This window comes from Natrarchaeobaculum sulfurireducens, from assembly GCF_003430825.1.
Lineage (GTDB): Archaea > Halobacteriota > Halobacteria > Halobacteriales > Natrialbaceae > Natrarchaeobaculum > Natrarchaeobaculum sulfurireducens.
Genome location: NZ_CP024047.1, coordinates 486,154 through 498,442, shown reverse-complemented (window position 1 = coordinate 498,442; position 12,289 = coordinate 486,154). Strand labels below are relative to the sequence as shown.

General features: G+C 64.8%; 8 protein-coding genes. 1 reads left to right on the top strand and 7 read right to left on the bottom strand.

The window, feature by feature from the left end:
• Nucleotides 1-56 precede the first annotated feature (56 nt).
• From AArc1_RS03645 to AArc1_RS03635, 3 genes are all read right to left on the bottom strand, one after another.
• Complete coding sequence (locus AArc1_RS03645) at nucleotides 57-707, bottom strand: helix-turn-helix domain-containing protein (RefSeq protein ID WP_117363000.1); 651 nt, start codon at nucleotides 705-707, stop codon at nucleotides 57-59.
• On the bottom strand, nucleotides 701-1,438 hold the full coding sequence (locus AArc1_RS03640) for a helix-turn-helix domain-containing protein (protein WP_117362998.1): 738 nt from the start codon (nucleotides 1,436-1,438) through the stop codon (nucleotides 701-703). The genes AArc1_RS03645 and AArc1_RS03640 overlap by 7 nt, the downstream gene beginning before the upstream one ends.
• 102 nt (nucleotides 1,439-1,540) lie before the next feature.
• Nucleotides 1,541-2,536 (bottom strand): hypothetical protein, encoded by a 996-nt coding sequence (locus AArc1_RS03635; protein ID WP_117362996.1) that lies wholly within the window; start codon nucleotides 2,534-2,536, stop codon nucleotides 1,541-1,543.
• A 1,014-nt stretch (nucleotides 2,537-3,550) separates the two neighbouring features.
• On the opposite strand from AArc1_RS03635, the gene AArc1_RS03630 reads away from it, so the two are divergent.
• Complete coding sequence (locus tag AArc1_RS03630) at nucleotides 3,551-4,801, top strand: alanyl-tRNA editing protein (protein WP_117362994.1); 1,251 nt, start codon at nucleotides 3,551-3,553, stop codon at nucleotides 4,799-4,801.
• Between the two features lie 36 nt (nucleotides 4,802-4,837).
• Here AArc1_RS03630 and AArc1_RS03625 read toward each other — a convergent pair whose 3' ends face one another.
• The 4 genes from AArc1_RS03625 to folP form a co-directional block, all read right to left on the bottom strand.
• Nucleotides 4,838-5,812, bottom strand: a complete 975-nt coding sequence (locus AArc1_RS03625) for an electron transfer flavoprotein subunit alpha/FixB family protein (RefSeq protein WP_117362992.1) — start codon at nucleotides 5,810-5,812, stop codon at nucleotides 4,838-4,840.
• Entirely contained in the window at nucleotides 5,809-6,582 is a 774-nt protein-coding gene (locus AArc1_RS03620; RefSeq protein ID WP_117362991.1) for an electron transfer flavoprotein subunit beta/FixA family protein, read from the bottom strand. Before AArc1_RS03620 ends, AArc1_RS03625 begins: the two co-directional genes overlap by 4 nt.
• 166 nt (nucleotides 6,583-6,748) lie before the next feature.
• Entirely contained in the window at nucleotides 6,749-9,283 is a 2,535-nt protein-coding gene (locus tag AArc1_RS03615; RefSeq protein ID WP_117362989.1) for a GcvT family protein, read from the bottom strand.
• Between the two features lie 380 nt (nucleotides 9,284-9,663).
• On the bottom strand, nucleotides 9,664-12,201 hold the full coding sequence (folP, locus tag AArc1_RS03610) for a dihydropteroate synthase (protein WP_117362987.1): 2,538 nt from the start codon (nucleotides 12,199-12,201) through the stop codon (nucleotides 9,664-9,666).
• Nucleotides 12,202-12,289 lie beyond the last annotated feature (88 nt).

Sequence of the window (12,289 nt, the reverse complement as noted above, 5' to 3'; positions counted from 1 at the left end):
GGTCGTGTTAAGTGTAGCCGCTCGAGATCGCAGGCAGTCGCATGCTGAGATCGGGCTCACTCGTCGTCCTCGACGAGATACTCCTCGACGAGCGTGGCCGCGCCACGTCTGAGCCGTCCGCTAACCGCCGTTCTCGAGAGGTCGAGGGTTTCCGACAGTTCCTCGATCGACGTCTGGCGGGGCTCGTCGTACAGCCCGTGTTTGTACGCCGCAACCAGCGCCTCCGTCTGGGACGCCGTCAACCCGAACTCGGAGTGATCGTCGAGCGTGGGTTGTTGTGTGAGTTCGAGGACTTCGAGTTTGATCCCTTCCTGTTCGGCGTACGTCGCGATCTCATAGAGCGCGTCGTGGTCCTCGAGTTGTAACTGCAACAGCCAGCCGTTCAGATAGCTTGTCGACTCGAGCGTGAGCCCGCCGCGGTCGGTGATCTCCGGCGTGATGAGTTTCGCGGCGTCGCTGTACTCGATCCGGTAGGTCCGGTGGCCGGCCATCTCGACGACGGTGGCGAACTCGTCGACGGTGTGGTCCGCTCGAAGCGTCGACGCCACCGCGTCGAAGTCGGGGGCTTCGATCCGGAAGAAGTAGACGCTGTGGTGTGGGTCGGTTCCGACGTCGGAGACCACGGCGATCGCTGCGTCGGAGAGCGATCGAATGGTGTAGGAGAGGGCGAGATCTGGGTGTTCGACGTAGATTCGGGCGGTTACCATCGGGAGTGAGACGACTCGATTCGTGCGTGTGGCTCGCCATCTGTCCTCCCCACCTCGTCCTCAACGTCGACGGTCAACGCCGCACCGATCAGCGACTTCAGGCCGCGTCTGAGCCGTCCGTTGACCGCAGAAGGCGACAGATCGAGCGCTGCTGCGAGTTCCTCGAGTGAGGTCTTGCGTGGCTCCTCGAAGTAGCCCAGTTCGTACGCCGTCAACAGGGCCCGGTGTTGCTCGTCGGTGACCGGATTTACCTCGACGTGTGGGACGTCGGGCTGGAGCTGCCGGGAAAGATCGAGCACTTCGAACTCGAAGTCCGCTGCTCGAGCGTGGTTCCAGATCTCGTGGATGCCGTCGTCGTCCGGGAAGAACCAGCGTTCACGCCAGCCACGCGGCTCGGTGTTCGTCAATGCGCTTCGGGCGTCGAGGACGACTCCGCCACGAACCGTAACGGCTGGCGCGAGGAGCTTCGTCTCGGACGTGAGAGCGATCTTCCAGAGATGCTGGTCGTCGACCGCCGGCACCCGTTCGGCTACACTGACCGTGTGGTCTGACTCGAGGAGCGGCCGGACCTCTTCGGGGTGGGCGTGGTCGAACCGGAAGAAGTAGACACCCTTGTCGGGAGCCGTGCTCGCTTCCCGAACGATGTCGACCGAGAGGTCGGGCAGCGCTGTTAGCGTGTCGGCGAGTACGCCGTCTTCGTGCGCGAATCGGACCTCGGTGATGAGCGACATCTGGGATGACGACTAGTCTGTATGGTAACACACTCCAGCATTATAAGCATCGGTGATCGTTTCAAAAAGGGCAGTTAGGCGACATACCCGGCGTCCGCTGGGCTACGGCTGTGGATGGGCACTGGACGCCTCGCGGAGTCGCTCGAGGATTTCGTCCCGGCCGACGTTTCGTTCGGGTTCCCGGCTCATTCGACCGACGACGAGGTCGATCAGGTTCAACCGTCGGAGCAGGTCGAGCACTTCGTCGCGCTCGCGGCCGACATCCCGCGTAACCTCGTAGACCGTGTTCGACCGCGAGACCGTCTCGACGAGGGCGTCGACCGTCAGGTCGTCGGGAAGACCGAGCCCGTCGGTGACAACGACGGGAGCCGCCACGTCAGCGTCGGGTTCGACCGCCGAGTCACCGACGTCGTCGCTCGAGTCGACAGTCGATCCGTCGGCCTCGGCTGCCGAGTCCTCCGTGTCGGCGTCCGACTCCGCTTCGTTCGCCTCCTGGTCGCCGGTATCGTACCGGTTCGGTTCGTGGATGTCGTAATCGATCATGTACCGCCGCACCGTCTCGGCGGTCACGTCCATATCGATCGCCTCGCTCATCTCCGCGAACGTCTCACAGGAGTCGTACACCTCCGCGAGGAGTTCAGGGTCCCTGAACGGCGGGACGTCGCGGTTTCGAGTGCTCGAGGAGTCGTCGCACTCGGCTGCCGAATCGTCGGTTCCCGACCGGGAGTCAGCGGCCGAGCGGTCGTCTCCGTCGTCCGGATCGCATGCGGTGATCGAGACACCGATCGTTCCGTCGTCGTGGACGGTTGCTGCCCTCGGTTCGACCGCGAGATCGTGATCGCTCGCCGGGACCACGGACGCCTCGGTCTCGAGGACCAACGAGAGGCGACCATCGGCGTCGATTTCTACGTCCTCGACTGCGAGCCCTCCCGAGGAGTCGTCCGACGAGCCTACCTGTACGGTCAGTTCGACGTCGGCGGAGAGTCCCGGCCCCGGATCGACGCTTCCGGCGAGCTCCACGTTGTGTACGGTACCCGTACCGTCGTCACACTCCTCGAGGAACGTGCCTAAATTCCGGATGCTGGTACCCACACTCATGAATAGTGTAATCGTTTCACACAGCAATGAGAACGGGTGATGAATTGTGGGGGTGTTTAAGTCAGTTGGCTCGATCCGGCATGCAATCGACACGGTCGAAACGACCTACCGAACGCCAACTCGGAACTGATTCACCCGGACGGGTGGCAACAGACGCTGGTGAGGGCAACGACTCGAGAGGCACCGATACGGTCGTTTCAACCGGGCGACGGAAGCGGTGCCGTGCTGACGGCCCGCTCAATAGCATTTAGTAGTTAGCTAATAACACAATAGATAAAATGACATTATTTATAGAGTTGTAGAAAACTGATTTGTTGTCGGAGATTGCTGAAATATCCTATTCTTCAAATATCTTCTTCAAGGCATGCTTTAGTAGTTGTACAGGCTACAAAGACCCTTATATGCGTTTTGAGAGCTATATGAAAAACACAGAGCCACAGCTTCGTTTTCACATAACGAATAGAAAACTATCGGTTGTCAATTAGTTTCTGGCTGGTCGGACAAAATAAAGTTCTTCGTATATGAATTCTCAAGAGATATGTTGGCCAATAGGCAGCAGTCAGGAACAGGGTCGATCCGAATCGGTCCTATAGTAGCCACTGCACGTCAGTGCACACCTGCTCGCCGGATAGATCGGCGATCAGTGTGCAACTCGGTGCAGTTGTTAGTATAAACGGAACCCAGTATTACCCGACAATTCCTTACGTTCGTACTGTTGTAAATTCTAAACCACAAACCATCACTGGCCTGATGAGAAGTGCTCGAGAGAGGTGCACCCAGCCGGGAGTCGGCGATCTAAAACGCGACCGGATAACGTCTTCTCGACGCCGTCGGACTCGCACTGTCGAGCCAGTCGCCGAACCTCGTCGTAGCTCGGCCCTGATACGTCGTGTCGGAGCGACACAGTGGATCGCGGTCATCGACTCGCGGCGTCGTAGCAGTGGCCCGATCGACCGATGGCACGACGTGGAACGAATGGCGACTTTTTTGTCCCGGCGCGACTGACTCGAGTGCATGACGGTATCACGCGCCCCGGAGTCACCCACGGTTCGAACGTTCGAGGCGACCGTTGCGGCGGTCGACGGCCGCGAGGTCGAACTCGAGGAGACGTACTTCTACCCGGAGGGCGGTGGCCAGCCGGCCGACCGCGGAACGATCGACGGGATCGAACTCGAGACGGTCCAGAAACGGGACGATACGGTCGTCCACGCGCTCGAGACTGAGCCAACCCTCGAGAGGGGAGAACACGTCGAGTGCGTCGTCGACGATACGTTTCGGACGTACTGTATGCGCGCCCACACGGCAAGTCACGTCGTCTACGGCGCGGCACGGCGGCTGTACGACGATCTGGGGTATGCAGGGTTCGACATCAACGCGGAGAAGGTCCGGGTCGACCTGACGACGGACGAGCCGATCGACGATGAGGGGCTCGTCGAACTCGGTCGACGGTCGAACCGTGCCGTCTGGGACGCACGACCGGTCAGCTGGGAACGCCTGCCGGCCGCGGAGGCACGCGGGCTCGAGAACATCGCGTTCAACGAGAAGACCGAGGAAGGGGCGATGGCGACCGACGACGCGTCGACGTCCGAGCAGGTCCGGGTCGTGACGATCGGCGCCGCGACGGTCGGTGCCGACGAAGACGGCGAGGCCTGGGACGTCGCTGCCTGCGGCGGTACACACGTCGAGAACACGCACCAGATCGGCCCGATCGAGGTGCTAGACCGGTCGAACCCTGGTGAAGGCGTCACTCGCGTCGAGTTCGCGGTCGGGCCGACCGCGATCGATCACGCCGCGTCGGTGCAGGCGAACGCACGCGAAGCGAGCCAGTTGGGTGGGGTTCCGGTGGCCGAACTCCCATCGTTCGTCGCTCGGCTTCAGGACGAACGAGAGACCTACGAGGCCGAACTCGAGCGGCTCGAAGGAGAGGTCGTCACGACCCGCCTCGCGGAGTTTTCGACCGTCGATCGAGATGGGGCGACCTGGGCGATCGGATCGGTCGACGGACTCGACTCGAACGTCGTCGGCGACGCCGCTCGAGACGTCGTTAGCGAGGACGGAGCCGGATCGGACGTCGTCGCGGCGGTCATCACTGACCAGCCTCCCTCGCTCGTCGTGGCCTCCACCGGCGACGTCGACGCGGGAGCGGTGATCGACGACGTGACCGACTCCTTCGGCGGTGGTGGCGGCGGCCGATCGACACTCGCCCAGGGTGGCGGATTCGATTGCGATGCCGACGATCTCGTCAGTTACCTGCGGGACAGGTAGGATAGCGACGGTGGAAGAAGAGCCAGCGGCTCCCGCTCAGGTCTGTTCGCGGATCGCGTCGTTCAACTCGGGAACGACCTCGTGAAGATCGCCCACGACGGCCCAGTCGGCTTTCTGGATGATCGCCGCCTCGGGGTCGGTGTTGATCGCGAGGATCGTCTCGGCCCCTTTGCAGCCGACCATGTGCTGGACGGCACCGCTGATCCCACAGGCGAGGTAGATGTCCGGACTAATCTTCGCGCCCGTCTGGCCGACCTGGTCGTCGTGGGGTCGCCACCCCTCGTTGATCGCGGCACGCGACGCACCGACGGTCCCCCCGAGCAGGTCGGCGAGCTCCTCGAGCTGGTCGTAGTCCTCCGGCCCTCCGACGCCGCGGCCGCCGCCAACGACGACGCGGGCCTCCCCGAGCGGGATGCCCTCTTCGTCACCGCTCTCGACGCGGTCGACGCGTACCCGCAAGTGGTCGGCCTCGAGCGACGGGGTGAACTCGGTGGCCGTCGGAACGGCCTCTTCGTCGGCCGACTGGACCGGAAACTCGTGTTCGGCGGCGCTGACGAGCTTTCGGTCGCCCTCGAGGCGGGCGTGTTCGAGTAAGCTGCCGCCCCAGCGGTGGCGCTCGAGTTCGTAGACGCCGGCGTCGTCGACCTCGACGGCGACGCAATTGGTCGCCATCGGCGCGTCGAGCGTGGCTCCGGCGTGTGCGGCGACCTCGTGGCCACGGTCGCTGCCGGGGACGACGACCGTGCCGGACTCGATCTCGTCGGCGAGCTGAGCCAGGCTCTCACCCCAGGCCTCGGGGGCGTAGCCGCCGAGTTCGTCGTGGGTGACGTGGTGGATCTCCTCGACGCCGTAGGGGCCGAGTTCGTCCGCCAGGGCGGCCCCCTCGTCGCCGAAGACTGCCGCGCCGAGGTCGACTCCCTCGGCGGTCGCCAGCTCGCGGGCCAGCGAGAGCGCCTCGAGCGAGAGTTCGTCCGGGAGGCCGCTTTCGTGTTCGACGAACGCGAGGATCATAACACCTCCACCTCCGACTCGAGGACCTCGATAATCTCGGGGACTGAGTCGGGGCCATCACCGAGGACGTCGGCGGCCGAGTCGTCCGTCTCGGGCGCCTCGAGACGTATCTTCTCGAGCGTGCCTGGGCCGGCAGCGCCGGACGGTTCGAGGCGTTCGATCGCTTTCTTTCGCGCCTGCATCTTCGCGCGCATCGAAGCGTAGCGGGGCTCGTTGATCCCTTCTTTGACCGTGATGACGGCGGGGAGGTCGACCTCGTAGACCTCTTCTCCGCCGGAGATCTCGCGTCTGGCGATCGCGGTGTCGTCTTCGACGTCGAGGGACTTGATCCCCATCACGCAGGGAAGCCCGAGTTCGCGGGCGACGCGGACGCCGACCTGGTAGTTCGCCGCGTCCGCAGACTCGTTGCCGAGCAATAGCAGGTCGAACTCGGTGCCGTCGTCGGCCAGTCCGCGGACCGCGTTCGCGATCGCATCGGCGGTCGCACGTGGCTCCCACTCGGAGCCATCGGTCTCGAGCAGGGTGGCCTCGTCAGCCTGCATGGCCAGCCCGGTCCGGAGCTGTTCGGTCGCCTCCTCGGGACCGAGCGTGAGGACGTGGGCCGAGCCGCCATGGGCCTCGACCTGCTGGATGGCCTCCTCGATGGCACACTCCTCGTGGGGGCTCATGGTGAACCCCAGGTTACTCGCATCGATGCGCTGGTTGTCGTCGGTCAGTACGATCTTCGCGCCGGTGTTCGGCACTCGTTTGACACAGGCCAGTACGTTCATGGTTCGGTGATGTGGATGGTCAGGGTTCGGGTTCGCTGGACGGCGTGGATGGTCTCGGTTCGGGGTCGCTGGACGGTCGTGGGTAGTCTCGGTTCGGGTTCGCTGGACGGTCGTGGGTGGTCGTGGGGTGGTCGTGAAGCAGCTGTACGGGCCGGCCGAAACCGACCTAGCTGCGGATGCGTTCGTTCTCTGGGTCGAACAGCGGACGGCTGCCGGCGACCTCAACGGTCACGGGGTACTGATCGCCCATGTACTCGACTTGCAGGTGTTGTCCTTTCTGTGCGTACTCCGGCGGGAGGTATGCCATCAGCAGGTGCTTGCCGACGCTCGGGCCGGTGCCTGCGCTCGTTACGTAGGACTCCCGGCCGTGGTCGTCGACGATGACCTCGCCGCTCTCGTCGAGGATCGGCTCGTTGCCGAGCATGAAGCGGCGTTCGCCGGACTCGGAGGTGTGGTCGTCGACCGAGAGCGTACACAGCGTCGCGGCGTTCTCCTCCTCGATGGCCTCGGCGTACGCCTCTTTCCCGATGAAGTCCGCATCCTTGACGCCGTGGAACGTCAGCCCGGCCTCGGCGGGGGTGTACTCGAGCTCGAGTTCGTGGCCGTGCAGCCGGTAGCCTTTCTCCATGCGGCCGGTCGTGCCGTAGACGCCCATCCCGACGGGACGGATGTCGTACGCCTCGCCGGCCTCGGCGATGGTGTCCCAGAGGCGCTGGCCCTGACCCATCGGGGCGTAGATCTCCCAGCCGAGTTCGCCGACATAGGAGAGTCGCATCGCCCAGGCGTCGACCTCGCCGACGGTGATCTCCTGGGCCGTGTAGGGCGGGAACGCCTCGTGAGACATGTCCTCTTCGGTGGCGGACTGGACGACCTCGCGGGCGTCCGGCCCCCAGACGCCGAGCGTACACAGCGACTCGGTCCGGTCGATCATCGTCACGTCGGCGTCGTCGGAGATGTGGCTCCCGAACCAGGCACGGTCGGCACCCGCGGCGGCCCCACCGGTGATCACCCGGTAGTGTTCGGGACCGAGTCGGGCCATCGTCAGGTCGGAGACGAAGCCGCCGTTCTCGGCGAGGATCGGCGTGTAGACGGTCTTGCCGACGTCGACGTCGACCCGGCCGACGGCCATCGTCTCCAGGTAGTCGACCACGTCCGAGCCGACGAAGTCGAACTTCCCGAAGCCCATGTCGCCGATCATCCCGACGTGGTCGCGCATGTGAAGGTGTTCGCCGAGGATGATCGGCGACCACCACCGCGAGTCCCACTCGTTCCCCCGGAGCAGGCCGTCGAGTTCGGCGTTGTACGTACGCACGAGGTCGTCGTTGGACTCGAACCACTGCGGACGTTCCCAGCCGGCGGCTTCGAAGAAGCGAGCGCCGAGGTCATCCTGACGGCTATAGAAGGGACTCGTTCGCAGGGGTCGGGAGCTCTGCCACTGCTCTGCTGGGTGGACGATACCGTAGATCTTCTGGAAGCCCTCGTGAGCGCGGTTCTTGACGAACTCCTCTGAGTTTCCGTACTGGTAGAAACGGTTGACGTCCGAGCCGTGGAGGTCGATCTCCGACCAGCCCTGGGTCATCCACTGAGCGACGGCCTCACCGATCGCCGGTGCCTCCTTGATCCAGACGGCGGCACACGACCAGAGTCCGTCGACGTCCTGCAGCGGACCCAACAGAGGCATACCGTCAGGGGTCACCGACAGCAGGCCGTCGATCTCGTGGCGCACGCCCGCCTGTGGATCGTCGAGCAGTTCGGGGACGATTTCCAGGGCGTCTTCCATCGACTGCTCGAACGCGTCGTCGGTCAGCGGCGGCTGGGTGGGCGACAGCGGCGACTCTTCGATCGAGGGTACGTCGTCGACGTCCCAGAGGATCGGCCGGTGCTGGTAGGAGCCGACTTCCAGGTCGTTGCCGTGCTGGCGTTCGTACATCTGGGTGTCCATGTCCCGCACCACGGGGAACGAGATCTCGCCCTCGTAGTCTTCGAAAAAAGAGATCGGGCCCACGCTGACCATCTGGTGGACCGCGGGCGTCAGCGGGATCTCGACATCGGCCATCTCGGCGATCTTGGGACTCCACAGTCCCGCTGCGATGACGACCTCGTCGGCTTCGACGGTGCCACGGTCGGTCTCGACGGCCTGGATCTCGCCGTTTTCGACGTGCATGTCGAGCACTTCGGTATTTGGCGAGACGGTCAGCCCGCCGTCGGTCGCGTCGTCGGCACGCGCTCGCATCACTTCGCCGGCCCGCAGCGGGTCACAGGTGCCAGCACCTGGACTGTAGAAGCCGCCTTCGATGATGTCCGTGTTGATATAGGGGACCATCTCCTCGATCTCCTCGACGCTGAGCAGCCTGCCCTCCTCGCCCCAGGATTTGGCCGACTGGACACGGCGTTTGAGCTCTTCCATTCGCTCGTCGGTGCGAACCACCTCGAGCCCGCCGCTGTTGGTGAACGTGTCCATGTCCTCGTACTGTTCGATGCTCCGCTGGGTGAGGTGGGTAATCTCTTTCGAGTGCTCGACGGGCATGAGGAAGTTCGACGCGTGTCCCGTCGATCCACCCGGGTCCGGCAGTGGCCCCTTGTCCGTGAGCAAGATGTCGTCGCGACCCTGCATTGCGAGGTGGTAGGCGAGGCTGTTTCCGACGATCCCCGCGCCGATGATGACCGTTCCCGCGTGCTCCGGGAACTCGTCGTCGCTCATCGTCGATCACCCTCTACGTGGGATGGTCGTTTCGCTTCAGTCACAGTGTCGATACCGGTCTGCAGTCTCAGCACGTTACCGTATAGTGTCATCTTCGTTCGATACTGACCTCCTCGCAGGATATTAAAAGAACGCCTATCTGACAGCCGAATTATGCGTCGTGCGAGCGCACGACGGCTCGAGGGGCGATGCCAAACGACTGCCCAGCCCCAGGAGCGACCTCGAGAGTCGAATTCCGTTTGGAGCGAGCACTCGAGATCGGCCGGATGAAGTTCGACCGCTCGAGACCGGAATTCGACCGAACCGTCCCCCAGTCCACAAGCTATCACACAGATGGCATGTCTCGGTTCGACATCCCAGCCGGCACTCGCATGTGCTGCTCACCGGCCCTGGCGGCGCGAGGTGGCGAGACGGTCGGCGGTCGCGACGGCCGCCGCGTTCGGCGCTACGTCGTGGACCCGGACGACGTCGACGCCACGTTCTGCAGCCAGCGCCGTCGCCGCGACCGTCGGTGGGAGTCGGTCGCCGTCTCGAGCGACGCCCTCGAGCATCGATTTGTGGGAGTGGCCGATCATGAGCGGTGTCCCGAGCGCCCGAAACTCCTCGAGTCGGTCGAGCAACGCGAAGCTCTCGGCGGCCGTCTTCCCGAAGCCGAGGCCGGGATCGACCACGAGTTGCGAGCGGTCGATCCCCGCCCGTTCGGCGAGGATGACGCGCTCGGTGAGTTGCTCGAGGACGTCGTCGACCACGTCGTCGTAGTCGTAGCCGCGGTCGGGGTCGACCGGTGCCGACAGACTGTGCATGAGGACCGCGGGGACGTCGTGGTCGGCGACGATCCGACACATCGCCTCGTCGGCGAGTCCAGTCACGTCGTTGACCACGTCCGCCCCGGCCTCGAGCGCCGCCTCGGCGACCGACGGCTTGCGCGTATCGATCGAGACGGCCACGTCGAAGTCTGCGAGTCGGTCGACGACCGGCAGGACGCGCTCACGTTCGGTCTCGGCAGTGATCGGCTGGGCACCGGGGCGCGTCGACTCGCCGCCGACGTCGATCACGTCCGCGCCGGCGGCGGCCATCGCTCGAGCACGCGCTATCGCATCCTCGAGGGCGTCGTACTCGCCGCCGTCGTGAAACGAGTCCGGCGTGACGTTCAGGACGCCCATCACCGCCGTAGCGTCGTTCCAGGGGTACGCTCTGGGGGGGTCGTTGGTGCTGATTCCGAGCGCGCGGGTGAGTTGCTGGGCGAGCCACCGGCCGCCGACCGATCGCCCGCGCAAGCGGGCGGTAAGGTCCGTAAACTGGGCGACAGTTCCGCTTAGGACGACCTCGACGTGCTGGTCGGTCGCCTCGATACCGGAGACGGCACAGGTGCCGCCGATCGACGCCATCAGCGAGCGCAGTTCGGCCGCCTCGTCGTGGCGGACCCGAAACCGTAGCGTCCGGTGTGGCAGCCGCTCGGCGTGGTCGCGGTGGGCCGACTCGGGGACGTCCGCCCGACGCAAGACCGCCCGAGCCTCGGCCGACGTTCGGGTCGGCGACGAACGCACTGTTCGCGTCCACCGATCACGGGCCTCGGCGACGACCGCGAGCGAGCCGGTGACGAGCACGCAGTCGTCGGGGTCAGCCGTCCGAAGCGTTCGATCGAGCGCAACCAGGACCGACTCGTACTCGACGACCGCCGCGTCTGTCTCGCGTTCGAACGTGGCCGCGAGCACGTCCGTCGGCTGGGCCCGGTCGACGCTCGCTTCGGCGAGTACGACCCGATCGGGTTCGGGCAACGCGCGGCACATCTCCACGTGGTCTTTGTCGAACATCGCACCGAAGACGAGGTGGAGGTCGTCGTACTCGAAGCGCTCGAGCAGGTCGGCGACCGACGCACACGCTTCGGGATTGTGTGCTCCGTCGAGAACCGACAGCGGCGCATCGTCCATCACCTCGAAGCGGCCCGGCCAGCGGACGTTCCGGATGCCGGTCGCGATCTCGCGCTCCGACGGAGCGGCGACCTGTCGGGCGAGCGCGGTCGCGATGCCGGCGTTTATCCCCTGGTGGGCACCGAGCAGTGGCGTCCGACACTGGACCTCCCAGTCGGGGCCGACGAGCGAGAGCGACGAGGAGGCCGTCGAGACCATCCCGTTTTCACGAACCAGAACGTCCGCTTTTGCGTCCGGGTTCGGCGTCCCGTCACGGTGGCCGATCGGTCGGTCACCGACAGCGGGGCCGGACAGCCCCTCACCGTCGGTGTCGAGGGCCTCCGAACCCAGGTGCTCAGCAGCGGCGACGGTTATCACGTCCGTCTCCGTGCGGATTGCCTCGAGTGCATCGCCCGTTGCGCCGGTAACAAGCGGCGCGTCGTCGGGGGCGACCTGGGCCTTGTCACGGGCAATCTCTTCGACGGTCGAGCCAAGTACGTCGGTGTGCTCGAGACTGACGGAAGTGACCGCCGCGGCCACGGGATCGACCGCGCTCGTGGCGTCGTACCGGCCGCCGATTCCCACCTCGAGGACGGCGACGTCGACGTCCTCGCGCGCGAAGTGCCACAGCGCCATGACCGTGAAGACCTCGAAGAACGTCGGCGCGTTCCCCTCGACGGAGCGGTCGACGACGAACGGCCAGATAGTCTCGACGAACCGCACGACCTCGCGTTTAGGAATCTTGCGCCCCTGCACCTGTATCCGTTCGCGTCGGTCGTTGAGGTCGGGAGAGGTGTAACAGCCGACGGTCAGGCCCGTCTCCCGGAGGATTCGCTCGAGCAATCTGGCCGTACTCCCCTTTCCGTTCGAGCCAGCGATCTGGACGGCAGCGACGTCCTCGTGGGGATTTCCGACGGGCTCGAGCATGGCCTCGGTCGGTTCGGTCCCGAACTCCGTTCGGCTCCGGTGGAGCCGTTCGAGCCGGTTGATCGCCTCGCAGTAGTCCATGCGCGAACAGATCACACGTCGATCAATAAAACTCGCGTCGAATGCGCCCGTTCCACAGCCACTCAGCTTTCTGAGAGGAACTGTGAGT